The sequence below is a fragment of the Clostridium fallax genome (genome assembly GCF_900129365.1).
GTDB classification, from domain to species: domain Bacteria; phylum Bacillota; class Clostridia; order Clostridiales; family Clostridiaceae; genus Clostridium_AH; species Clostridium_AH fallax.
In genome coordinates, this window is sequence record NZ_FQVM01000002.1 from 65026 (window position 1) to 89037 (window position 24012).

General features: G+C 27.0%; 24 protein-coding genes and 1 other annotated feature. Of the genes, 20 read left to right on the forward strand and 4 right to left on the reverse strand.

The window, feature by feature from the left end; genetic code table 11:
- The first annotated feature begins 6 nt into the window (after positions 1–6).
- Together BUA70_RS01600 and BUA70_RS01605 are read left to right on the forward strand one after the other, a co-directional pair.
- Positions 7–954, forward strand: coding sequence for a PucR family transcriptional regulator (locus tag BUA70_RS01600; protein ID WP_072892481.1), 948 nt, complete (start codon positions 7–9; stop codon positions 952–954).
- Positions 944–1657 (forward strand): 2-phosphosulfolactate phosphatase family protein, encoded by a 714-nt coding sequence (locus BUA70_RS01605; RefSeq protein ID WP_072892482.1) that lies wholly within the window; start codon positions 944–946, stop codon positions 1655–1657. The genes BUA70_RS01600 and BUA70_RS01605 overlap by 11 nt, the downstream gene beginning before the upstream one ends.
- Positions 1658–1816: 159 nt before the next feature.
- Here the strand turns inward: BUA70_RS01605 and BUA70_RS01610 are convergent, their stop codons facing one another.
- Entirely contained in the window at positions 1817–2992 is a 1176-nt protein-coding gene (locus tag BUA70_RS01610) for a class I SAM-dependent rRNA methyltransferase (RefSeq protein WP_072892483.1), read from the reverse strand.
- Between the two features lie 152 nt (positions 2993–3144).
- Between BUA70_RS01610 and BUA70_RS01615 the strand changes: the two genes are divergently transcribed.
- The 7 genes from BUA70_RS01615 (at position 3145) to BUA70_RS01645 (ending at position 8228) form a co-directional block, all read left to right on the forward strand.
- Complete coding sequence (locus BUA70_RS01615) at positions 3145–4005, forward strand: sensor histidine kinase (protein WP_072892484.1); 861 nt, start codon at positions 3145–3147, stop codon at positions 4003–4005.
- Positions 4006–4140: 135 nt separating this feature from the next.
- The gene (locus BUA70_RS01620; protein ID WP_072892485.1) at positions 4141–4635 is read left to right on the forward strand and encodes an NfeD family protein; all 495 of its coding nucleotides are present in this window, start codon (positions 4141–4143) and stop codon (positions 4633–4635) included.
- A gap of 12 nt (positions 4636–4647) precedes the next feature.
- Complete coding sequence (gene floA / locus BUA70_RS01625; RefSeq protein ID WP_072892486.1) at positions 4648–5640, forward strand: flotillin-like protein FloA; 993 nt, start codon at positions 4648–4650, stop codon at positions 5638–5640.
- Between the two features lie 17 nt (positions 5641–5657).
- Positions 5658–6134, forward strand: a complete 477-nt coding sequence (locus BUA70_RS01630; protein WP_072892487.1) for a hypothetical protein — start codon at positions 5658–5660, stop codon at positions 6132–6134.
- The gene (locus BUA70_RS01635) at positions 6124–6867 is read left to right on the forward strand and encodes a LytR/AlgR family response regulator transcription factor (protein ID WP_072892488.1); all 744 of its coding nucleotides are present in this window, start codon (positions 6124–6126) and stop codon (positions 6865–6867) included. The genes BUA70_RS01630 and BUA70_RS01635 overlap by 11 nt, the downstream gene beginning before the upstream one ends.
- A gap of 112 nt (positions 6868–6979) precedes the next feature.
- Complete coding sequence (locus BUA70_RS01640) at positions 6980–7390, forward strand: hypothetical protein (RefSeq protein ID WP_072892489.1); 411 nt, start codon at positions 6980–6982, stop codon at positions 7388–7390.
- A 217-nt stretch (positions 7391–7607) separates the two neighbouring features.
- On the forward strand, positions 7608–8228 hold the full coding sequence (locus BUA70_RS01645; RefSeq protein ID WP_072892490.1) for a DUF1643 domain-containing protein: 621 nt from the start codon (positions 7608–7610) through the stop codon (positions 8226–8228).
- Positions 8229–8380: 152 nt separating this feature from the next.
- Here the strand turns inward: BUA70_RS01645 and BUA70_RS01650 are convergent, their stop codons facing one another.
- Positions 8381–8605 carry a (2Fe-2S)-binding protein gene (locus BUA70_RS01650; protein WP_072892491.1) on the reverse strand — a complete coding sequence of 75 codons (225 nt, stop codon included), beginning with the start codon at positions 8603–8605 and terminating at the stop codon, positions 8381–8383.
- A 203-nt stretch (positions 8606–8808) separates the two neighbouring features.
- Positions 8809–9067, forward strand: a binding site (T-box leader).
- A gap of 86 nt (positions 9068–9153) precedes the next feature.
- On the opposite strand from BUA70_RS01650, the gene ileS reads away from it, so the two are divergent.
- From ileS to BUA70_RS01675, 5 genes are all read left to right on the forward strand, one after another.
- On the forward strand, positions 9154–12267 hold the full coding sequence (gene ileS, locus BUA70_RS01655; protein ID WP_072892492.1) for an isoleucine--tRNA ligase: 3114 nt from the start codon (positions 9154–9156) through the stop codon (positions 12265–12267).
- Between the two features lie 280 nt (positions 12268–12547).
- Positions 12548–13546: a LacI family DNA-binding transcriptional regulator gene (locus tag BUA70_RS01660; protein ID WP_072892493.1), complete on the forward strand. Its 999-nt coding sequence runs from the start codon at positions 12548–12550 to the stop codon at positions 13544–13546.
- A 273-nt stretch (positions 13547–13819) separates the two neighbouring features.
- Positions 13820–14521: a M48 family metallopeptidase gene (locus BUA70_RS01665; RefSeq protein ID WP_072892494.1), complete on the forward strand. Its 702-nt coding sequence runs from the start codon at positions 13820–13822 to the stop codon at positions 14519–14521.
- 79 nt (positions 14522–14600) lie between these two features.
- On the forward strand, positions 14601–15065 hold the full coding sequence (locus BUA70_RS01670) for a MarR family winged helix-turn-helix transcriptional regulator (protein ID WP_242977364.1): 465 nt from the start codon (positions 14601–14603) through the stop codon (positions 15063–15065).
- Positions 15044–16423, forward strand: a complete 1380-nt coding sequence (locus tag BUA70_RS01675) for an MATE family efflux transporter (protein ID WP_072892496.1) — start codon at positions 15044–15046, stop codon at positions 16421–16423. Before BUA70_RS01670 ends, BUA70_RS01675 begins: the two co-directional genes overlap by 22 nt.
- A gap of 82 nt (positions 16424–16505) precedes the next feature.
- Here BUA70_RS01675 and BUA70_RS01680 read toward each other — a convergent pair whose 3' ends face one another.
- Positions 16506–16691: a hypothetical protein gene (locus BUA70_RS01680; RefSeq protein WP_072892497.1), complete on the reverse strand. Its 186-nt coding sequence runs from the start codon at positions 16689–16691 to the stop codon at positions 16506–16508.
- Between the two features lie 127 nt (positions 16692–16818).
- Between BUA70_RS01680 and BUA70_RS01685 the strand changes: the two genes are divergently transcribed.
- The 5 genes from BUA70_RS01685 (at position 16819) to BUA70_RS01705 (ending at position 20753) form a co-directional block, all read left to right on the forward strand.
- Positions 16819–17394, forward strand: a complete 576-nt coding sequence (locus BUA70_RS01685) for a nucleoside recognition domain-containing protein (protein ID WP_072892498.1) — start codon at positions 16819–16821, stop codon at positions 17392–17394.
- A 10-nt stretch (positions 17395–17404) separates the two neighbouring features.
- Complete coding sequence (locus BUA70_RS01690; RefSeq protein WP_072892499.1) at positions 17405–17935, forward strand: spore maturation protein; 531 nt, start codon at positions 17405–17407, stop codon at positions 17933–17935.
- A gap of 182 nt (positions 17936–18117) precedes the next feature.
- Positions 18118–18843 (forward strand): ABC transporter ATP-binding protein, encoded by a 726-nt coding sequence (locus BUA70_RS01695; protein WP_072892500.1) that lies wholly within the window; start codon positions 18118–18120, stop codon positions 18841–18843.
- Positions 18836–20497: a putative ABC transporter permease subunit gene (locus BUA70_RS01700; RefSeq protein ID WP_072892501.1), complete on the forward strand. Its 1662-nt coding sequence runs from the start codon at positions 18836–18838 to the stop codon at positions 20495–20497. The genes BUA70_RS01695 and BUA70_RS01700 overlap by 8 nt, the downstream gene beginning before the upstream one ends.
- 61 nt (positions 20498–20558) lie before the next feature.
- Complete coding sequence (locus tag BUA70_RS01705; RefSeq protein ID WP_072892502.1) at positions 20559–20753, forward strand: glycine zipper domain-containing protein; 195 nt, start codon at positions 20559–20561, stop codon at positions 20751–20753.
- A gap of 138 nt (positions 20754–20891) precedes the next feature.
- On the opposite strand, the gene BUA70_RS01710 is transcribed toward BUA70_RS01705, so the two are convergent.
- Complete coding sequence (locus BUA70_RS01710; RefSeq protein ID WP_072892503.1) at positions 20892–22247, reverse strand: MATE family efflux transporter; 1356 nt, start codon at positions 22245–22247, stop codon at positions 20892–20894.
- A 562-nt stretch (positions 22248–22809) separates the two neighbouring features.
- Here BUA70_RS01710 and BUA70_RS01715 point away from each other — a divergent pair.
- Positions 22810–24003: a glycine C-acetyltransferase gene (locus BUA70_RS01715; RefSeq protein WP_072892504.1), complete on the forward strand. Its 1194-nt coding sequence runs from the start codon at positions 22810–22812 to the stop codon at positions 24001–24003.
- Positions 24004–24012: the final 9 nt, after the last annotated feature.

The window sequence follows — 24012 nt, forward strand, 5'->3', positions numbered from 1 at the left end:
TTTTTGATGTACAATTTCAATAATTATCTCTCCGAGTTAAGTGAAAATAGTGGAGTTCCATTTAAGATCATAAAAAATGATGGTACTATAATTTTTCACTCAACAGAAGAGATTGAAAAAGCAATTAGCAGAAGTATTTTATTTGGTAATGAAAAAGTTAATTTAATATTAGATAATAGATTTGAAATATGTACATCCCTATTAAAATATTCTATAGAAAGTAAATTTAAAGAGATATATGATCTAAGAGAGCAATTGATTATTGATATATTAGAAGGAAAAGGAGTTAATATGGATGCTCTTTATGGAGCATTCCCTTTTCTAAATAATAAATGTACGTTATTTATTATTTCTGTAGAAAAAAACAAATATGAAGCTCTAAATATTTTAAAGGAATCCTATAATGACCAAGAATTTACTGCAATTATTTATAAAAATTATATAGTTATACTAGGAAATTTTGACGAGATATTAGATCATGCAAGAGGAATAAAAGAACTTATATTTTCTAATTTATATGTTAAACCTTATATAAGTTATAGTTATTTATCAGAAGGTATAGAGAATCTTAAAGAGATTTTTGAAAATTCTGTTATGTGCATAAATTTAGGTAAGAAGTATGGATTAAAATCCACTATTTATAATAGTGAAAGTTTATTGTTTGAAAAAATAGTTTATAACATAAATGATAATATGAAAAAAGAAATATTTAATAAGTTTAATGACAAGCTCATTAAATTTGATAATGAAATGATAAATACAATACAAGAGCTTATGAATTGTGGTTTAAATATAAGTGAAGCAGCTAAAAAATTATATATTCATCGTAATACATTAATTTATAGATTAGATAAAATACAAAAGGATACTGGTTATGATATAAGAGACTTTAAGCAAGCAACAATATTTACAATAGCTTTCCTTATATGGAAGGAGAATAACAATGAATATTGATGTTATTATATCAGCAGATCATATAAAAGAAAGTCAAATAAAGGATAAGGTAGTTGTGGTAATTGATATGCTTAGAGCTACTTCAGTTATTACTACTGCTATAGCAAATGGCTGTAATAAGGTTATTCCTGTATTAACTGTTGAGGATGCTTTTAAATTAGCTTCTAAGGATAGAAATAGTGTTATATTAGGAGGAGAAAGAAGAGCTTTAAAAATTGATGGATTTGATTTATCTAATTCTCCTTTAGAATATACTAAAGAGATTGTACAAAATAAAGATGTTATAATAACTACTACAAATGGAACTAAAGCTATTAATGGATGTAAAGGTGCTTATAAAATTTATATAGGTGCTATGATAAATGGAAGAGCTGTAGCTCAATTGGTGAAGAAAGAAAATAAAGATATTGTATTTTTAAATGCTGGAACTAATGGACAGTTTTCAATGGATGATTTTATATGTGCAGGATATATGATAGATTGTATTACAGAGAATCATGAAGTGCAGCTAACAGATATAGCTAAAACCGCTAGGTATATTTATGAAAATAATAAGGATATAGATAGCTATATAAAAGAAGCTAGACATTATTCTGTTATAAAGAGTTTATCCTTAGAAAGTGATTTAGCTTATTGTATGAAAAAGGATATATTATCCGTAGTACCAGAATTTAAAAATGGGGAAATCAAAAACGCATTGTAGATTAAACTTTACATAACTTTAATCCTTTCTAAATTCCTTAAAAAAAGCTGAATATTTAAATATTCAGCTTTTTTATTTATAAATTTGTATTATAAGAATTACCTATAAAAATTTACTATAAATTTAAGTATTAAATTTATATATATTTACTTGAATTTATTAAATAACTTGGAATACAAAGAATTTTAAGTAGTAACTCTCATCAGAATTCCAAAGTATTGGATGATCTGCAGACTGAGTTCTAAATTCAATTTGTCTTAATTGTCTTTTGGCATCGGTAGCTGCTTCTGCTATAGTTTTCTTTAAAAGATCTTCACTCATATAATGAGAACAAGAACAAGTTATAAAGTAACCACCTTCTTTTACCATTTTAATACCCCTAAGGTTTATTTCTTTATAACCTTTTTTAGCACCTAATATAGTATTTTTAGACTTTGTAAATGCAGGAGGATCTAGTATTACAACATCAAATTTTCTACCTTCTTTTGACCACTTAGGAAGTACATCAAAGGCATTATGACATTCAAATTTAACAGTATGTTGTAAATTATTAAGTTCTGCATTTTTAGTAGCAAATTCTACAGCGTGTTTTGATACGTCTACTCCTAAAACTGATTTAGCTCCAGCTATCCCTGCATTTAAGGCGAAGGAACCAGTATGAGTAAAGCAATCTAAAACATCAGCATCTTTACATATTCTATGTATAGCAGCTCTATTTTCTTTTTGATCTAAGAAAAAGCCTGTTTTTTGACCATCTTCAATATCAACATAGTACTTAACTCCATTTTCTGTTATTTGGATCATGGTATCAAATGGTTCTGTTAAAAAGCCTTTCTTCTGTTCTAATCCTTCTATCTCTCTTGTAGATATATCACTTCTTTCATAAACTCCCTTAGCATTGTATTCTTCTACTAAAAGTTTAACGATTATATCTCTATATTTATCCATTCCAAGAGTTGAAATTTGTATTACATAATAGTCTTCAAATTTATCGATAGTTAATCCAGGTAAAAAGTCTGCTTCTCCAAAAATAAATCTGCAACTAGATGTATCTATAACTTTTTTTCTATAATCCCAAGCGGTTTTAAATCTTCTCTTAAAGAAATTATAATCAATTTCCTCATTTTTATCCCTTGTCATTATTCTTATAGTTATTTTTGAACGATCGTTTATATATCCTTTTCCAATAAAAAAGCCCTTATAGTTATAGACTTCAACAATATCACCGTTTGAATAATCTCCATCGTATTCATTTATTTCATCTATGTATATCCATGGACGTCCGTCTTCAGCTTTCTTACCTAATCCTTTATATAAATAAAATTTACTAGACATAATTTCATCTCCTTAGTTTAAATTCTTCTAAGATTATATCATAACAAAGTTATATAGCTATATATTAATTATGGCAGTTTTACAAATCGTATGGAACTATTTGGTATGATATAATAATATTAAAAATATACTTTAAGAAAAGGTAGGTTAATATGAAGGGGAGACTTGGGCAATTTAACTTAAGTAAATTATTAATATTATCTGTAATTATAAATATAATACAGATATCATTAATATTTGTTTTAATACTATATAGAAACAATATAAATCTTTATAACCCAGGATATTTAATAGTTTATATAGTTGCAATAACAATAGCCGCCAATACATTAATAACAGGTGTTTGTTATTATAAGCTTTTATATAAAAATGGAGAAAAAAATATTATAGAAACCTTTAAATATCTAGAAGACTTTAATAAAAAATTAAGAGAGCAAAGGCATGATTATTTGAATCACATACAAGTTATATATACTCTTATGGAACTTGAAGATTATAAAGAGGCTAGAGAATATATAGAACCTGTTTATAGAGATATAATAAGAGTAAGTAAAGCTTTAAAAACCTCTAAGCCAGCGGTAAATGCATTGCTTCAGGCAAAGATGCAAATGGCAGAAGAAAATAATATAATGATGGAACTTGAAATAAAAACAAACTTAGATACTTTATGTATGGAGCCATGGGAATTTTGTAAGGTTTTAGGAAATATAATAGACAATAGTATTTATGCTTTAAAGGAGGATAAATTTAAGAATAATCCTACTATATTTATAGAATTTGGAGAAAGCTTTGATAATTTAATATTTAAGATTATGAATAATGGACCTAAAATACCTAAAGAAAATATAGAAAGAATTTTTGAGCAAGGTTTTTCTACTAAAGGAAATAATGGAGATGGAATGGGATTAACTATAGTAAAAGATTTAATTCATAAATATAGGGGAGAAATATATGTAGATTCTTCAGATGATAGAACTTCCTTTGATATAAAAATACCTAAAAAACAAATGTAAGTTTATTTATGTAAAGTGACATTTGAATATTAAAAATGTATGTTATAGCTGGTTTTAGTTACAAATTAGATTGAATTTTAATAACATATAATTAATAAATGATAATTAATATAGAAAAAGGAGGGGACAATATTTATGATTGCAGCAAATTTAAGTGCATTGGTATTAGTGCTTTTGATAATAGGATTTATTCTTGTTACAATTGAGATGATATTACCTGGTTTTGGTGCTCCTGGTATAAGTGGAGGAATTTGTTTATTAGCTGCAGTTATTATAGGAAGTAATACAATAGTAGAAGCAGTAATAATGACTATGATAATTTTAGCTGTAATTGGAGTATTATTAGCAATAATATTTGTAGTATTTGCAAATAAAAAAGTTATATCTCCTTTCGTGTTAAAAGATGAACAAAAGAGATCAGATGGTTATATAAGTTCTTCTGATTTAGAATATCTTTTAGGAAAAGAGGGAAGGGCAATTACAGATTTAAGACCAGCAGGGTCAGCAGATTTTGATGGAGTTAAATTTGATGTTGTTACAGATGGAGAGTATATATCTAAGGGAACTAATGTAAAAATAATAAAAGTTGAGGGTGTAAAATTATTAGTAAGTAGAATAAAACATAAATAAGGAGGAGTCATTATGGACGTAAACATTATAAAAGTTTTAGTTATTACAGGAATAGTCATAGTATTTCTAATTGTATTTTTAACATTTATACCATTAGGACTATGGATTTCTGCTTTAGCTGCTAATGTTAGAGTAAGTATTGTAAACTTAATTGGAATGAGACTTAGAAGAGTTGTTCCTAATAAAATTATTTTACCTTTAGTTAAAGCTACAAAGGCAGGACTTGAATTAAATATTAATCAACTAGAAGCTCACTATTTAGCTGGTGGTAATGTAGATAAGGTTGTTGATGCTTTAATTGCAGCACATAGAGCTGATATCTTTTTACCATTTGAAAAAGCAGCAGCTATAGATTTAGCTGGTAGAAATGTATTAGAAGCAGTAAAAATGAGTGTTAATCCTAAAGTTATAGAAACACCAAATGTTGCAGCAGTTGCAAAAGATGGTATAGAACTTTTAGTAAAAGCAAGAGTTACAGTTAGAACAAATCTTGAAAGATTAGTAGGAGGAGCTGGAGAAGCTACCATTCTTGCAAGAGTTGGTGAAGGTATAGTAACTACTGTTGGTTCTTCAAAAAGTCATAAAGAAGTGCTAGAAAACCCTGATACTATATCTCAAACAGTATTAAATAAGGGATTAGATGCAGGTACAGCATTTGAAATATTATCAATAGATATAGCAGACGTAGATGTTGGAAGAAATATTGGAGCGCAACTTCAAACTCTTCAAGCAGAAGCAGATAAGAATATAGCTCAAGCAAAAGCAGAAGAAAGAAGAGCAATGGCAGTTGCAAGAGAACAAGAGATGAAGGCTTATGTTGTTGAAGCAGAAGCTGATGTACCGAAGGCTTTAGCTTATGCTCTTAGAGAAGGTAAGCTTGGAATAATGGATTATTATGATATGCAAAATATTATAGCTGATACTAAGATGAGAAGTTCAATTTCTGATACAGGATCTAAAAATCAAGGTATAGCAGATGATAATGAAGTTGATGATAAAAAGTAATCTAAGGAGAGATTACAATGGGTAAATTTGATGAATTTAAAAATATGTTTGAATCTTCTAAGGTATATAAGGATTTATTACAAAATGAGGATGTTAATTCCTTTAAAAATATTGCTAAAGAAGTTCAAAAAAATATATTAAAAAATAGAGAGAAAAATTCTAATTTAAAAAATAATAAAAGTAAAAAAGATACTAATTTAAATAAAAATCAAAATAATAATAATGAAGAGTTAGAAGATGACAATTATGATAAAAATCAATATTTAAAAGATAAAATAGAAGCTCAAAGATCTATTATAAAAAATAATGATAATACATCTTTAGCAAATATAAATCATTTTAGAAAAATAGAAGAAGAAATAGATATAAATATAAAAGAGATTGCAGAGGATATGAGTCCTATAGAATTAAAAAAGGCAATAATTTATTCAGAGATTATAGGACCACCTAAATGTAAGTCAAGAAGAAGGGATAGAAGAAGATATGGCCTTTAAAGTTCTTATTGCTGATGATGAACCTGGGATGAGACTTATAATCAAAAAGATTTTGGAAAAGGCAAAGGATTTTGAAATTATAGGAGAGGCTAAAAGTGGGGAAGAAGCTATAAACTTATTTGAGGAATATCGTCCTGATGTGGTATTCCTCGATGTTGAAATGCCAAGTATAACAGGAGTTGAATGTGCAAAAAAGATAGCTGATATAAATCCTAAGGCTATTATAATATTTGCAACAGCACACTCTCAGTATATGCCAGAAGCTTTTCAGCTTTATGCTTTTGACTACTTAATAAAACCTTTTAAAGTAGAGAGGGTTTATCAGACTCTTGATAGGGTAAAGAGCCTTCATACTCCTAAAATTAGCGATAACTTAGATAAGATTATAAAACATGAGAAAAATCTAGAAAAGCTTATGATAAAAAATAAAGAAGGGATAAGTTTTGTAGATACTAAGGATATAATTCTTGTACAAAGAGAAGATAATTCAACTGTTATATATAGCAAAACTGATAGTTTTATAACTTCAGCAACTCTTTTAGATGTAGAAGATAAATTAGATAAATCTCAATTTTTTAGAAGTCATAAATCTTATATAATAAATCTTTCACTTATAAGTAAAATCTATCCTTATGGTAGGTGGACATATATAGTTAAGTTAAAAGGGACAGATAAAGATGCTTTACTAACTCATGATAAATATGAAGAAATAAAAAGATTATTTAGTTTATAATTAAAAATAATCTAAATTTATATAAAATATTTAAATATTGTACTTTAATTATATTATGCTAAAATATATACTAATTAATGTAAGAATAAATAGTATATAAGGAGCGTAAATGATGGAAAGTAGAAAAAGGGGAGTTATAGTAAATTGTATTTTAATATTTTATATTATAAGAGCGTTACTATACTTAGTGACTCCTTTCACAAACCAAAGTGTAAAAACTCTTGTTCCAGAAAAAGTGTTAAGTAAGCCAGCGGTTATTTTTTACACTGTTCTAGGCTTGGTTATGATTTTAATTATAATAGGTGTATTTTTATGGAATAAGATAGCTATTTACTTATTTGGAACTGTGGGAATATTAATTGGAGGAGCAACTTTAATTATAGAAAATATTTCTGCTATGGCAGTTTTAGGTGCAGCAGTTGAGATAATATTGACTATTATGATTGCATTTATATTATTAAAGAGAATTAATTTACCAGTTCCTAAAATTAAAGAAGATAACGAAGATGATATATGGAAATAATTTAAAGTAAAAAATTATAGAGAATTAATAAGAACTTCATTGTAAAAGTTTAGTTATTTAACTTTGCAGTGAAGTTCTTATTTTATTTAGAAAATTATTAAAAACTTTTTATTATAAAGTTTAAAAGATATTTATAAAAAATATTGGTTATTAGGAATATAACTTGAATAAGTTAAATATTTATTAAGTAAGATTTACCATAAAATGAGGAGAAGTTATGATAAAGGGGAAATTTCCAAAGTGTATTATAAAAAATTCTATAGAAACTTTAATTGACCATGAAAATAATCGCTGTTATAAAATATCCTTTAGAATGAGTAGAAAAGGTAAAAGTAATATTTTGGTAATAGGAAGAGCGCCTAAAAGATTGGATGAAAATTGCATTAGTAAATCTATACAAAGAATAATAAAATATCTAAATAATAAGAAAGAATTACTAGGAAATATAGGAAAGGTAACAATTGTAAACCTTTTTACAGCTTATGAGTATAGTAGGGAAACTTTAAGTGATTTATTTTTAGAAAAGGGAGAAAGATTTATAACTGGTAATGATGAAAGGTATAAAGAAAATAATTTTGTTATTAAAAATGATGAGATTATAAAAGATGAAATTGAAAATGCAGATAATATAATATTAGCCTGGGGAGAATCATTAAAAGAAATAGATATATTATATAATAACAGAGTAGAATATATATTAAAAACTATAAGACAATGCGATATAGAAAGTAACTATAATAAAAAAATATGTATAGTTGGTGATTTGACAAAAAAGGGTTATCCAAGACATTGCATGAGTTGGATGATTAAAGATGAGTTATTAGATTATAAAAGATAAGATATAAAAGAGGCTATAATACTAAGAGATTTATATATAATATATTGATTTGTAATTTAAAATTACGACAATATATTAAAATATTTATTCTTAGTTATTATAGCCTCTTTAGGGAGTTAATTAATTTAAAGGGGGTTAAGTAATGCAAGTTATTATTGCCATTGATTATCTAAATATCCATCAATTAAATCTTGAATTTTAGGTGTGCATCTTCTGCCGCAACATCCTCCAGTTCCAGAACCGGTAACTTTTCTTACTGCTTCTACAGTTGTAGCACCTTTTCTAATTGAATCTTTAATTTTAGATCTAGGAATTGCCTTGCATAAACAAACTTTAGTTAATTTATCTAATATCTCTTGATTAAGATTATTATCCATATAAAATTTCCTCCAATTAAGATTTATTAATTAAATATATCTTATGTATATATTAAAACATAGTTTTATTTAAAAGTAAATATTAATTAATATAAATTATTTGTAAATAGTAATATTGCTTGATGGTAAATTAAGTAATCAATATAAGATAAAGCTATACTTGATAATTGACAATAATAAAATATTAATTTATAATTTTATTAATAAATGCTATGATGAGGGCAAGTACTTAGGGAATTTACTATTCAGAGAGTAACTGTTAGGTGTGAAGTTACAGTAATACTTAAGGAAAATCACCTAGGAGCTAGAGGCTGAAAAGTTATTCTGAATAAGCTGTCTCGTTAGCCTGCGTTAAAGGATAGAGTATGATAGTACTTGATTTAAAATCCCAGGGATTTTTATCCTTTTTAAATTATAGGGATTTACCATAGGTGGTATAGCGAATATAACTTCGTCCTAATGGACGGAGTTTTTTTATATTTATTTTTATTGGTATTAATTACTTATAGTAATGGTTAAAATAGTAAGATAAGAAAGGAGAAGTCAAAATGTGTAAATACAAAAAAATAGATTCTTCAAAGAGTTTTGTAGATATGGAAAAAGATATTGCAAAGCTATGGAAAGAAAATAACGTAATAGAAAAGAACTTTGAACTTAATAATGGTAAGGAATACTTTACTTTTTATGATGGACCTCCAACAGCAAATGGAAAACCTCACGTAGGACATATTTTAACAAGAGTTATGAAAGACATAATTCCAAGATATAAAGTTATGAAGGGGTATCAAGTTCTTAGAAAAGCAGGTTGGGATACTCATGGACTTCCAGTAGAGCTTGAAATAGAAAAAAAATTAGGTATTTCAGGTAAGCCTCAAATAGAAGAGTATGGAGTAGAAAAGTTCGTAAAGGAGTGTAAAGGTAGCGTATTTACTTATGTAAATATGTGGAAAGACATGTCTGAGCAAATAGGATATTGGGTAGACATGGATAATCCTTATGTAACTTATCATGATAACTATATTGAATCAGTATGGTGGGCTCTAAAACAAATGTGGGATAAAGAGCTTCTATATAAGGGTCATAAAATAGTACCTTACTGCCCAAGATGTGGTACAGCACTATCATCTCATGAAGTTGCTCAAGGATATAAGGATGTTAAAGAAGCAACTGCTATAGTTAAATTTAAAGTAAAGGGAGAAGATAACAAGTACATATTAGCTTGGACAACAACTCCTTGGACATTACCTTCAAACGTTGCTTTAGCTGTAAATAAAGCTTATGACTATGTTGAAATAGTACAAAATGGAGAGCATTTAATATTAGCTAAAGGATTATTAGATAAAGTAGTTGAGGGAGAATATGAAATAGTTAAAGAATTTAAAGGAGCAGATCTTTTAGGATTAGAATACGAGCAATTATTCCAATTCTATACTCCAGAAAAGAAAGCTTTCTTTGTAATTCATGGTGATTTTGTAACATTAACAGATGGTACAGGTATAGTTCATATAGCTCCTGCATATGGTGAAGATGATAATCTTGTTGCTAACAAAAATAATCTTCCATTAATAAATTTAGTTGATGGAGAAGGTAAATTTTTAGATTGTGTTGAACCATGGAAGGGTCTATTTGTTAAAAAGGCAGATGCTAAGATTATAGAGCACATGAAAGAAACTGGTAAGCTTTATAAATCACAAAAGTTTACTCACTCATATCCACATTGCTGGAGATGTGATACACCACTTTTATACTATCCAAAAGATAGCTGGTTTGTAAGAATGACATCTCTAAGAGATAAGTTATTGAAAAACAATGATAATATAAATTGGTTACCAGATAATATAAGAACAGGAAGATTTGGTAAGTTCTTAGAAAATGTTATTGACTGGGGTATTTCAAGAGATAGATACTGGGGAACTCCACTTCCAATTTGGGAATGTGAATGTGGTCATAGAGAGTGCATAGGAAGCAGAGAGGAGCTTATAGAAAAAGGAATAGATGTTCCAAGGGATGTAGAATTCCATAAGCCATATATAGATAAGGTTAAGCTTAAATGCTCACATTGTGGTAAAGAAATGACTAGAACTCAAGAAGTTATAGACTGTTGGTTCGATTCAGGTTCAATGCCATTTGCACAACATCATTATCCATTTGAAAACAAAGAAACTTTTGAGGCTAATTTCCCAGCTCAATTTATATCAGAAGCTGTAGACCAAACAAGAGGATGGTTCTATACATTATTAGCGATTTCAACTGCTATATTTGATAAGAACCCATTTGAAAACTGTATAGTATTAGGCCACGTTTTAGATAAACATGGACTAAAGATGTCAAAACATAAGGGAAATGTTGTAGATCCTTTTGAAGTTTTAAATTCTCAAGGAGCAGATGCTACAAGATGGCATTTCTATACAGCAAGTGCACCATGGCTTCCAACAAGATTCTCAATAGATGATGTTGCAGAAGCTCAAAGAAAGTTCTTAAGCACATTATGGAATGTATATTCATTCTATGTTTTATATGCTAATTTAGATAACTTTGATCCTACTAGATATGAGAACTTTCAATCAGAAAATGTAATGGATAAGTGGATAATTTCAAGACTTAATACATTAATAAAAACTGTTGATAATAATTTAGATTCATATAAAATAACTCAAGCTGCTTTAGCAATAGAAGATTTTACAGATGAGTTATCAAACTGGTATGTAAGAAGAAATAGAGCAAGATATTGGAGTGAAGAGTTAACTGATGATAAGATCGGAGCTTACGTAACTTTATATAAAGTATTAACTACTTTAGTTAAGGTTTCAGCACCTTTTATACCATTTATCACAGAAGAAATTTATCAAAATCTTGTAGTTAACTTAGATTCAAATGCACCAGAAAGTGTTCATTTGTGCAATTGGCCAGCTTATGATGAAAAAGTTGTTGATAAGAAGTTAGAAGAAGATATGGATCTTGCATATTCAATAGTTAAGCTTGGAAGAAGTGCAAGAAATGGAGCTAATATAAAGAACAGACAACCGCTTTCAAAGATGTTAGTTTCAACAGAATCTCTTCCTAAATATTATGGAGATATAATAAAAGATGAGCTTAATATAAAAGCAGTAGAATTTGGAGCTGATCTTTCTGAATATGTTAACTTTGAAATCAAACCTAACCTTCCAGTTATAGGAAGAATGTATGGTAAGTTAATTCCTCAAATCAGACAAGAGATTAGTAGGAAAAATCAAATGGAATTAGCTCAAAAAATTCAAAGAGGAGAAAAAGAAGTTATAGTTGTAAATGAAACTGAAATAGAACTAAACAAAGATAACTTACTTGTAACAATGCAAGGACTAGAAGGATATGCATTTGCAGGGGAAGGATCTGTTGGAGTTGTTTTAGATACAACAATAACAGAAGAGCTAAGAGAAGAAGGACATATAAGAGAAATTATATCTAAGGTTCAAAATATGAGAAAAGAAAGTGGCTTTGAAGTATCAGATAAAATAAAGCTATATGTTTCAAATAATGATATGTTATTAGCTATTATTAATAAATTTAGTGATACTATAAAGAAAGAAACTTTAACTGTTGAAATCATTCCTAATGGAAAGATTGATTACACAGAATATACCATTAATGGTGAAAAACTTAATATGGCTGTAGAAAGAATTTAATATAAAAAATGACATAGAAATTATTTCTGTGTCATTTTTTTTAAAATAATTTATAATAATAAACAAATATTAACAATGCTTGAATTCTTAAGATTCTAAGTGATTTCGTTGAATGACAACGATTAATTAATTATAATAAAATAAAGAGGGTTTAATTACACTAAATTTACAGATAATAATAGTATAATAAATTTAAGTAAAATTGTTGTATAAATCTTTTTAAAACAGTATAATTCAATTACTATGTAAAATTTTCATAAAAATAGGAGTTGATATTCTAATGGCTACTTCAATAAAAGATGTTGCAAAAGAAGCAGGAGTTTCAATTGCTACAGTATCAAGAGTTTTAAATGATATTGATGTTGTTAATGAGGAAACTAAAAAGAAAGTATTAGATGCAATAAAGAAACTTGGATATAGACCTAATATTGTAGCAAGAAGCTTAAAAACACAAAGAACAAAGACTATAGGAATAATTGTTCCTGATATATCAAGTCAATTTTATCCTGAGATAGTTAGAGGTGCAGAAGATGTTGCAAATATATATGATTATAATGTAATGTTATGTAACTCAGATTTTGATATGGATAAAGAAAAGGAATATTTAAGAGTTTTAAAAGAGAAAATGGTAGATGGTGTTTTATACATGTCTAGTGCTTTAGAAGAAGATACTGTTGAACTTATTGATGAATTAGATATTAAAACAGTATTAGTAGAGACTAAGGATAAAGAAGGAAAAATCCCAAGTGTAATAATAGATAACGTAAAAGCTACATATGATGCAACAAAGCATTTATTAAATAAAGGATGTAAAAAAATAGCCTTTATTGGTAAAAAGAGAAGTGCTAATAATGCTTGTGCAAGTAGATATGAAGGTTATGAAAATGCATTAAAAGAATCAGGATTAAGTGTAGATGAAAATCTTATATATTTTGATAGATTAACAGTTTCAACAGGATATGAAGGTGTTAGTAGTATTGTAGAAAAAGATAATAAGATTGATGGAATAGTTTGTGCTTCAGATGAAATTGCTATGGGTGCGATAAATTCATTAAGAGACAAAGGCATAAGAGTACCTGAAGATGTAAAAGTTATTGGATTTAATAATATCTATTCAGCATCAGTATTCTATCCAAAGTTGACAACAGTTGCTCAACCTATGTATGACATGGGATCAGTGGCAATGAGAATGCTTATAAAATTAATAAATCAAAAAACATTAGAGCAAGGTCATTATGTTTTAGAGCATGAAATAATTGAAAGAGACAGCTGTAAATAAAATTTAAAAAATTTAAATATAAAAGATCTCTAAGAAGAGATCTTTTATATTTTATTACTTATCTTAAAATATCTAAATTTAATATCTTTTTATAATTATCTCAAATAATCTTCAAATTACTTCATAAATTTATATAACAATTAATACATAATAATATACATATTAAAAATTTCAATTAGTATTTTACCAAACCTATAATTTAATTTAATTATAGGTTTAATGAAATATAAATATAATAATTCTATAATTTTAAAATTGGGAGAGGTTATTATAATGGATTATTTAGTGAAAAGAACTAAACGGAAATCTGTTTCTATAAGTATTGACGAAAATGGAGTTGTTAAGGTTTTCGCACCTTTTGGAGTTCCTAATATTTATATTGAGGAACTTATAGATGAAAATAAAAATTGGATAGATGAAAACTTAGAAAATATAAAAAGAAAAAAGATGAATAAAAAGCAATGGACTTTTAAAGAGGGTATGACTGTTCCATTTCTAGGAAAAGACTATAATATTAAATTTATAATAGGAAATTTTCCTAAAAACTATATAAGGTTTTATGAAAATACTTTTCAATTCGAATTAAATAAAAAAATATATGATGATTCTTTTAAAAGAATAGAAATCTGTAAAGATCTTTTAAAAGATTTTTACAAAAAAGAGGGAAATATATATTTAAAAAGAAGAACTAAAGAATTAGAAAAAATAATAGGTGTAAAAAGTATAGATATAAGAGTAAAAGATGTAAAAACTATATGGGGAAGTTGCTCATCAAAAAACAATATAAATTATAATCTTAGACTTATGATGATGGATAAAAATTTTATTGATTATGTGATAATACATGAACTGTGTCATTTACTGCATAGAAATCATTCTAAAGCTTTTTGGAATGAAGTTTTTAAATATTGTAATGACTATAGAAAAATAAGAAATGATATTAAGGAAGTGGGATTTTATTACAATACCTTATAGAAAAAATACATTAAAATAGTTGCCAATACAACTATTTTAATGTAAAATTGAATTTAAGAACTTCGAAAGGGTGGAGAATTTGAGGGTAGATTATAATTTATTTGGGAAATATATATCAGAAATATATAGGTTTAGTAATTCATTTCTTACAAAAAAATATGCGAAATTTAATATTGGATCAGGACAAATTATGTTTATGATAAACATTTATAAAAATGAAGGGATTAGTCAAGAAAAGTTAAGCGAAATGCTAAATATTGATAAAGGTACTACTGCAAGAGCTATAAAAAAGTTAGAAGATCAAGGGTATGTAATTAGGCTTAAGGATAGAAAAGATAGAAGAGCTTATAATATAATGCCTACTTATAAAGCCTTACAAATAAAAAAAGAATTTTTTAATATTTTAAATGAATGGAATAAGAAGATTACTGAGAATTTAACGGAAGAGGAGGTTTCAATCACTTTATCTGCTTTAGAAAAGATAAGTGAAAATCAGAAAAATAAAGGGGAAGATTTAATTAAATGGATAGACAAACAAGATTAGGAAAAGAACCAGTAGGAAAATTACTTTGGCAATTTTCAATACCTGCTATAGTAGGTATGCTAGTTACTGCCCTATATAATATTATCGATAGAATATATATAGGCAATATACCTAATGTAGGTAGTGTAGCCATAACGGGAGTAGGAATTACATTACCTATAATGACTATAATTATGGCTTTTGGTATGCTTGTGGGAATTGGTACTTCAGCAAGGGTTTCTTTAACTTTAGGAGAAGGAAAAAAGGATGAGGCAGAAAAACTTTTAGGAAATGCTTTCACATTACTTATTATTATAGGTATAGCTATATCAATTTTAGGAATTGTTTTTGGTGAAAAAATACTTTTTATTTTTGGAGCTAGTAAAAATACAATTTATTATGCTAAGGAATATATAAATATAATATTCATAGGAACAATATTTAATATGATAAGCTTTGGATTAAATCATTCTATAAGAGCAGAAGGTAATCCTAAAGTTGCTATGTTTACTATGCTTATAGGAGCCTTATTAAATGCTATATTAGATCCAATATTTATTTTTGTATTTAAGTTAGGAGTAAGAGGTGCTGCAATTGCAACTATATTATCCCAATTAGTATGTGCTATATGGATTTTAAGATATTTTTTAGGAAAAAATAGTACATTAAAAATCAGAAAAAGAAATTTAAAATTACAATTTAATTTAATGATAAGTATATTTTCAATAGGTATGTCACCATTTGCAATGCAATTAGCAGCAAGCTTAGTTCAAGTAATATGTAATAATGCATTAATAAGCTATGGTGGAGATATAGCTGTAGGAGCAATGACTATAATTGGGTCTATATCAAGTATATTTTTTATGCCTATTTTTGGTATAAACCAAGGTGGTCAACCAATAATAGGTTATAACTATGGAAGTCATAAATATAATAGGGTTAAAAAAGCTGTAAAAGATTCAGCTTTAGCAGCTACTATCATTATGATAATTGGTTTTTTGATTATAGAATTATGTCCTCAACTTGTAATAAGAATATTTAATAATGATGAAGGTTTAGTTTCTACAGCAACTTATGGAATAAGAATATATTTATGCATGATACCTTTTGTAGGATTTCAAATAATAAGCGCTAATTATTTCCAATCAATAGGTAAGGCTAAAATATCAATGTTTTTAAGTTTATTAAGACAAATAATACTTTTAATACCTATGCTTTTAATATTACCTAAAGTTTTTGGCATAACAGGAGTTTGGCTTGCAGGTCCAGTATCAGACTTTATATCTAGCGTGGTAACAGGAATATTATTTTATAGTGATATTAAGAAATTAAAAGAAAAAGAAGATAAAGAAGAAGATATTATAATGGAAGTAGTTTAGTTACTTTTATTTAGAAGTTTTATATTTTCTTTAATTTATATTTAAAAAAAAGACTTTTGATGCATTTGCATCAAAAGTCTTTTTATATTATTCCTTCTACTTTCAATAAATTCTCTAATTCTTGAACTTTATTACTTAACTCTAAAAATTTATCTTTAAGAGTATCCTTTGAAAATGAGGAGCTATCTAAACACTTTTCTATTGATTCTACTGTTTCTAGAGCATCGTCTATATCTTTTTGAGCAAGCTGTAGATTTTTTTCTTTCATAAATAGGGTCTCCTTTAGTTCATAATTTATTAGAATTTTATAATTATAGTTTAATGGTAACATTACTAAAGGTACATTTCAAGGCATATATTATAGAGAGAATTTAAGGAATTATAAGGAGGATAATATGATTAACTATATATGGTTTTTCATGGTTTTTTTAGGTGGGTTATTAGGAATTATATTAGGTAAAGGAGAAATTATAACTAAAGCTATAGTTGAAGCTTCTGATTCTACAACAAAATTAATAATTGGATTTATAGGAACTATGTGTTTTTGGAGTGGAACTATGAAGGTGGCAGAAAAAAGTGGACTAACTAATAAGTTAGCTAATATACTAAAGCCTATTTTAAAGAAAATATTTAAGGATGTATCAAAGGATGAAAAAGCTTTAGGCGCTATTGTTATGAATATTACAGCCAATATGCTAGGACTTTCTAATGCCGCTACACCTTTTGGTATTAAGGCTATGGAGGAAATGGACAGGCTTAATAATAAAAAAGGAGTGGCTTCTAACGATATGGTTTTATTTTTGGTTATAAATGCTGCTTGCATACAATTTGTTCCGTCTACAATTATATCAATAAGAGCAGCGGAAGGTTCTTTAAATCCTGGAATAATAATATTGCCAGCAATATTATCAACAGCAATATCTTGTTTAGTTGGAATTATTATTTGCAAAGTATTACAAAAATATTTTTAAGGAGGATAGAATGGTTAATTATATTTTAGAGAGTATAATACCTTTAATATTTATATCAATAATATTTTATGGAATGATTAAAGGAAGAAAAGTATATGAATGGTTTATAGAAGGGGCAAAGGATGGACTCTTTACATGTTTTAAAATATTTCCTTATTTATTAGCTATGATTTTAGCTGTAAGAATATTTAAGGAGGCTGGCCTTTTAGATATTGTAAATAATATGATGTCTCCATTATGCCAATTAATAGGGTTGCCTAAAGAAATAACTCCTCTTGTTTTAATTAAACCTCTTTCAGGTAGTGGAGCTATTGGTATATTTACAGAAATTTTAAGACAATATGGTGCAGATAGTTTTATAGGATTAGTAGCATCAGTGATAATGGGAACTACAGAAACAATATTTTATACAATAACTGTTTACTATGGAGCTGTAAAAATAAAAAAGATAAGACATACTTTATGGTCAGCTATAATGGCTGATATGGTTGCTATTATTTCAGCAGTTACTTTAGTTAAGATATTTATCTTTGGAAGATGATTTATATTCACCACTATATTAATGATAATACCAAAATTTTTAATTTAATTAGTAAGATGTAAATTTGTCATAAAAAAAGGACATTTAGATATATAAAATGTACTTTATATGTAGTTATTGTTGTTACTTTATAATAGTTATAATAAACTTATTATAAACAAAGAAAAAAGAGGTGATTAGCTATGATACAAATATCTAATGTAACTAAAACTTATAACAATAAATATAATGCGGTAGATGATATAACATTAGATATAAAAGATGGAGAAATCTTTGGATTTTTAGGACCTAATGGAGCTGGAAAAACTACTACCATAAAGATGATAACAGGAATTGGAAAAGCTACTAAGGGAAATATAAAAATTAATGGTATCGATATACAAGAAGAACCATTAAAGGCAAAAAAACAGTTTGGCTATGTTCCAGATAGTCCAGATATGTTTTTAAGACTTAAAGGATTAGAATATCTTAATTTTATGGCAGACATATATGATGTACCTAAAGATAAGAGAAAAGAAAAAATAGAATATTTAAGTAAAAGGTTCGAGATGGATAACGCTTTAGGAGATCAAATACAAACGTATTCTCATGGAATGAGACAAAAAATTGTAGTTATGGGTGCGCTTTTACATGATCCAGAAGTATGGATTTTAGATGAACCTCTTACAGGTTTAGATCCTAAATCTTCATTTATATTAAAGGAAATGATGAGAGAGCATGCAGATTCAGGAAAGATAGTTTTTTTCTCAACTCATGTTTTAGAGGTAGCAGAAAAAGTATGTGATAGAGTTGCGATAATAAATAAGGGTAAAATTATTTTTTGTGGAACATTAGAAGAAATGAAAAATCACTTTAAATCAAATGAGTCTTTAGAAAAAATGTTCTTGGAGATAACTGAAAATGAGTAAAATTTTAATATTAACAAAGGTATTTTTAAAAGCAGGTTTAGGTGAATCTGGTAATGGATCTACAAAAAAGAAAAAACTATCTAAGCTTTCTAATACAATATTATTTATAGTGCTATTTGCTATTATAGGATTTAGCATGGTTCCTATGATAGATGATGTATATAAGAGTTTGAAAGCAATAAATCAACAAGGAATAATCTTAGCCATGGGATTTAATATAGTTTCAGTGGCTATATTTGTAATTGGAATGATGACGGTTATTTCTGTTTTTTATTTTGGTAAAGATATAGATATTTTATTATCTATGCCAATTAAAGCCCATGAAATTACAATAGCTAAACTTAATACATCTATAATATATCAATATATAATAGGTGCTGTATTTTTGTTACCTATATTATTAGTATATGGAATAAATGAAGGGGCTAGCCCTATGTATTGGATATCAGCAATAATAATATTTATCATATTACCTGTTGTTCCTATAGTTTATTCATCTATAATAGCTATGATTTTAATGAGTTTTACATCATTAACTAAGCATAAAGATGGATTTAAAATGATAGCTGGGTTTTTAGGAGTATTTGTAGCTATTGGAATTAATATAGTTTTTAGTAGCGTATCAACATCATCACCTGAGAAAGTTCAGCAAATGATTTTATCTGGTAATAATGAAATGATAAATCAAATTTCTATAATATTTCCAGCAAGTAAATTAGGGGCAATTGCATTGTCTACAAGTTCTATATCAAAGTGTCTTTTAAATTTAGCTATTATAATAATTCTTTCTTTAATAGCTATGATTATATTTTCTTTAATTGCTAATAAGCTTTACTTTAAAGGTGCCTCTGGGGCTTCTGAATCTTATGGTAAAAGGGAAAAGATAAAGGGAGAAAAGTTAGAAAGAGGATTAAAACAAAATTCTAAAATAAATTCTTATCTTAAAAAAGAATTTATTATATTATTTAAGACTCCAACATACTTAATGAATTGTATATCAACAATAATAATATTACCAATAGCTTTATTATTACCTTTCTTAGTTAAAGGTAATTTAAATGAAACAGTAGAAGGGTTAAGAGATGTAATGGTAAATCCTAATACATATATATTTGTACTTATTTTTGCATTAGGATTTTTTACTTTCTGTGCGGCGCTAAATCCAATTGCTGCAACATCTATATCTAGAGAAGGACAGAGTTTTTATGTAAATAAATATATACCTATTGATTATTATTTACAATTAAAGGCAAAACTTATATCAAGTATACTAATAAATATGATTACTTTCTTTTTGATAATAATTATAGGTATTTATATTGGGGTACCTTATAAATTAGCTATAGCTATTTTCTTAATGGCATTAGAGATTAGTATATTTACAGGAGCTCTAGGAATAATTATTGACCTGTATTCTCCAAAATTAAATTGGGAAGATGAGCAAAAAGCAGTAAAGCAGAACTTTAATTATATGAAGAGTGGATTAATTTCTTTAATTTTAATTATTCCCTTGATATTTTTATTAATTAAGTTTGAATTAGATATTACAAAGAGTATAGCAATAATTTTAGGAGTATTAATTGTTTTAGATATTATTTTTATGAAAATATTAAAGAAATATGGAGTTGAAAAAATGGCAAGTATAGAAGATTAAATTTTTTGATTATATTCCTAGGCTTATAATTATAAAAACCTATGAACAGGAGAGAGTGAATATGAAAAAGCTTGAAAAATTATTAACTTTAGATGATGAAGATATTAAATATTTAGCTTATGGTATATCTTTAGGATCATTTTTAGGAACTTTTATTGGTTTAATTTTTGAGGCCATTGCTTTTAACTTTTGTTTAGGCGGAGCTTTAGGAATAATAGTATCTATAATATTTTCTATTTATAAAAAATTTAATTAAGTATAGTTATTTAATAATTATATTTTTATAAAATTAATACAAGTAAAAAACTATGATATTAAAGTTTATATTTTCTTTAATATCATAGTTTATTTTTTAGTATAAATTTTTAAGATTATTTTTTATATAAGACATAAATTAACAGTGTTCTTCAGAGATATAGTCGTATTTTTTTCTAAAAGCATAATATATAAGTATCCCATCTAAAGCCCATTGTATTGAAGTTATTATCCAAACATAAGTAACAGATAAATGAAGGAGATAGACAGCTATAAACATTAAAGGCAGTCTAATAACCCAATTAGTAAATAATGATACTTTAAATGGAGTTTTAGTATCTCCAGCTCCCTTTAAAGCTCCACCTACTATCATAGAAACTGCCATAAAAGGTTGTTCGATAGCAGCTATCATAAGGCAATAAGAACCAAGAGTTATAACCTCATTTTCGCTTTGACTTATAAATAGAGATATTAAGGTTTTTGGAAGCGCTAAGAACAATATAGAACATAAAGTCATTATTAATGTACCTAAAGCTATAGAATAATAGGCGTATTCTTTAGCTTTTTTATCATTTCCCTCACCTATTTTTTGTCCTACAAGAGTTGTAGCTGCTACGGCAAATCCCCATCCAGGCATAAAGGAAATAGATTCTATTGTAGTTGTAATTTGATTTGCTGCAAAAGCTATAGTTCCTAAAGAAACTATAAAGAAATTACATAAAAGCCTACTTATACTAAAGGCACCTTCTTGCATTGAAGAAGGGATAGATAGAGCAAATAATGCTTTTAATCTTTCTTTATTTAGGTTTCTTAAATATTTAAATTTAATTTTTATAGAAGATTTTTTGTAGCAATAATAAACAATAAATAAGAATCCAACAGTTTGGGCAATAGAAGTTGCAATGGCAGCTCCTTTAGTACCAAGAGCTGGAAATCCTAATTTACCAAATATTAAAATATAATCTAAGGATATATTGATAATATTTACTATTGCAGATGCAAAAAGAGGAGTTTTTGTATTGCCAGAACCTCTTAATGTGGCATTTAAAGCATTCATTATCATATTTAAAATAATTCCAAAGGAAGCTATTTTCATATATATAGAACCTAATTTTATAACTTCTGGCTCAGCACCTACTAATTTTAAAAGTGGTCCAGATAGTGCAAAATAACAAATACCTAAAATAATAGAAATAATAATTGCAGCAGCAAGACCTAAAGTTGCATATTCTTCTGCTTTGTCATATTTTTTTGCACCAATATTACGAGCTACTAAGGATGTTATACCTATTGAAATACCACAGGAGATAAATATTCCAGCAAAGGTGTAGATAGTTTCAGAGCTTATTCCTACACTGGAAACTGCTATATTTCCACCGTATTTACCTACCATCATAGTATCAAAAACACCTATCATCATATATAAAATCATTTCTCCTACAGCAGGAAGTGCAAGTTTAAGTACATCATTTATGGTACCTTTATGCAATCTCATACAATTTTGCTACAAAATCTAAACATTATAAGCATAATAATACAAATTAAATGTAAAATTATGGATATAAAATAATAGATAGTAGCTCCTCCTTTCTTTATAATTTATTTTTTAATGTTTATAAAAGATAATTAGATCTTAAATTCTTTATAAATTTATATTTAGTTAAGATATTAAATTGAAATATATGATTAAAAAAGATTTGATAAATTATAAGATGTTTAAGATTATTAAGAAATTAAATAATATAAGATACATAGTATTATTTATATTAAAAAAAGGAAGGTAAAATTACCTTCTTTCTTAATTAGCCCAATTTTATTATTGCTTATTGTACACCCCAAAAATATCTTAAAAATATTATAAACAAAAAATTAACAATAAGGAAGTAGTTTTTTAAATTTTTTTAAAATATTATAGAATACATTAAAAATTAAGAAAATACTATATATTTAGAATATAAATAAAACTGTTAATATTCATTATAGAGTGATATAATTAAATTGAAAAACAGATTGTTAAATTTGTTTTCCACATGAGAACATTATGAGGGGGTTTTAATATGTCAAGTAAAGCATTACAAAAATTTTTAGATGAGAATTTGAACGATTTAAAATCAAAGGGACTTTATAATGAAATAGACGTCTTAGAAGGTGCAAATGGTCCAACTATCAAAATAAAAGGAAAGGAATTGGTAAATCTTTCATCAAACAACTATTTAGGACTAGCTACTAATAAAAGAATGGAAGAAGCTTGCATAGAAGCAACTAAAAAATATGGAGTAGGAGCAGGTGCTGTTAGAACAATAAATGGTACTTTAGATATTCATATTGAATTAGAAAAGAAAATAGCAGAATTTAAGCATACAGAAGCTGCAATAGCATTTCAATCAGGATTTAACTGCAATGCAGGTGCTATTCAAGCAGTTATGAATAAAAAAGATGCTATATTATCAGATGCATTAAATCATGCTTCAATTATAGATGGATCAAGACTTTCACGTGCTAAGATAATAAGATTCAATCATAGTGATATGGATGATTTAAGAGCAAAAGCTAAAGAAGCTAGAGAAAGTGGATTATATGAAAAAATAATGGTAATTTCAGATGGTGTCTTCTCAATGGATGGAGATATAGTTAAACTTCCAGAATTAGTTAAGATAGCAGAAGAATTTGATTTAATAACTTATATAGATGACGCTCATGGTTCAGGAGTAATGGGAAAAGGAGCAGGTACTGTTAAGCATTTTGGATTATCAGATAAAGTAGATTTCCAAATAGGTACTTTATCAAAAGCAATAGGCGTTGTTGGAGGATATGTTGCTGGATCTAAAGATTTAATAGATTGGTTAAAAGTTAGAGCTAGACCATTCTTATTCTCAACATCATTAACTCCAGGATCAGCTGCAGCTTGTATAGAAGCATTTAACATAATGAGTGAAAGCGATGAGCTTGTAAATAAACTTTGGGAAAATGGAAGATACTTAAAAGAACAATTAAAGAACTTAGGATTTAATATTGGACATAGTGAAACTCCAATAACTCCTTGTATTATAGGGGATGAAAAATTAACTCAACAATTTTCAAAGAGATTAATAAAAGAAGGTGTATATGCTAAATCAATAGTATTCCCAACTGTACCACTAGGAACTGGTAGAGTTAGAAATATGCCTTCAGCAGCACATACTAAAGAAATGCTTGATAGAGCAATAGCTGTTTATGCAAAAGTTGGTAAAGAATTAGGCATTATAAAATAAGTATGGAGG

Excerpts from the sequence above, each read along its gene's own strand:
- BUA70_RS01600 (WP_072892481.1), top strand. The coding sequence starts at position 7 with ATGTACAATTTCAATAATTATCTCTCCGAGTTAAGTGAAAATAGTGGA.
- BUA70_RS01605 (WP_072892482.1), top strand. The coding sequence starts at position 944 with ATGAATATTGATGTTATTATATCAGCAGATCATATAAAAGAAAGTCAA.
- BUA70_RS01610 (WP_072892483.1), bottom strand. The coding sequence starts at position 2,992 with ATGTCTAGTAAATTTTATTTATATAAAGGATTAGGTAAGAAAGCTGAA.
- BUA70_RS01615 (WP_072892484.1), top strand. The coding sequence starts at position 3,145 with ATGAAGGGGAGACTTGGGCAATTTAACTTAAGTAAATTATTAATATTA.
- BUA70_RS01620 (WP_072892485.1), top strand. The coding sequence starts at position 4,141 with ATGATTGCAGCAAATTTAAGTGCATTGGTATTAGTGCTTTTGATAATA.
- floA (WP_072892486.1), top strand. The coding sequence starts at position 4,648 with ATGGACGTAAACATTATAAAAGTTTTAGTTATTACAGGAATAGTCATA.
- BUA70_RS01630 (WP_072892487.1), top strand. The coding sequence starts at position 5,658 with ATGGGTAAATTTGATGAATTTAAAAATATGTTTGAATCTTCTAAGGTA.
- BUA70_RS01635 (WP_072892488.1), top strand. The coding sequence starts at position 6,124 with ATGGCCTTTAAAGTTCTTATTGCTGATGATGAACCTGGGATGAGACTT.
- BUA70_RS01640 (WP_072892489.1), top strand. The coding sequence starts at position 6,980 with ATGGAAAGTAGAAAAAGGGGAGTTATAGTAAATTGTATTTTAATATTT.
- BUA70_RS01645 (WP_072892490.1), top strand. The coding sequence starts at position 7,608 with ATGATAAAGGGGAAATTTCCAAAGTGTATTATAAAAAATTCTATAGAA.
- BUA70_RS01650 (WP_072892491.1), bottom strand. The coding sequence starts at position 8,605 with ATGGATAATAATCTTAATCAAGAGATATTAGATAAATTAACTAAAGTT.
- ileS (WP_072892492.1), top strand. The coding sequence starts at position 9,154 with ATGTGTAAATACAAAAAAATAGATTCTTCAAAGAGTTTTGTAGATATG.
- BUA70_RS01660 (WP_072892493.1), top strand. The coding sequence starts at position 12,548 with ATGGCTACTTCAATAAAAGATGTTGCAAAAGAAGCAGGAGTTTCAATT.
- BUA70_RS01665 (WP_072892494.1), top strand. The coding sequence starts at position 13,820 with ATGGATTATTTAGTGAAAAGAACTAAACGGAAATCTGTTTCTATAAGT.
- BUA70_RS01675 (WP_072892496.1), top strand. The coding sequence starts at position 15,044 with ATGGATAGACAAACAAGATTAGGAAAAGAACCAGTAGGAAAATTACTT.
- BUA70_RS01680 (WP_072892497.1), bottom strand. The coding sequence starts at position 16,691 with ATGAAAGAAAAAAATCTACAGCTTGCTCAAAAAGATATAGACGATGCT.
- BUA70_RS01685 (WP_072892498.1), top strand. The coding sequence starts at position 16,819 with ATGATTAACTATATATGGTTTTTCATGGTTTTTTTAGGTGGGTTATTA.
- BUA70_RS01690 (WP_072892499.1), top strand. The coding sequence starts at position 17,405 with ATGGTTAATTATATTTTAGAGAGTATAATACCTTTAATATTTATATCA.
- BUA70_RS01695 (WP_072892500.1), top strand. The coding sequence starts at position 18,118 with ATGATACAAATATCTAATGTAACTAAAACTTATAACAATAAATATAAT.
- BUA70_RS01700 (WP_072892501.1), top strand. The coding sequence starts at position 18,836 with ATGAGTAAAATTTTAATATTAACAAAGGTATTTTTAAAAGCAGGTTTA.
- BUA70_RS01705 (WP_072892502.1), top strand. The coding sequence starts at position 20,559 with ATGAAAAAGCTTGAAAAATTATTAACTTTAGATGATGAAGATATTAAA.
- BUA70_RS01710 (WP_072892503.1), bottom strand. The coding sequence starts at position 22,247 with ATGAGATTGCATAAAGGTACCATAAATGATGTACTTAAACTTGCACTT.
- BUA70_RS01715 (WP_072892504.1), top strand. The coding sequence starts at position 22,810 with ATGTCAAGTAAAGCATTACAAAAATTTTTAGATGAGAATTTGAACGAT.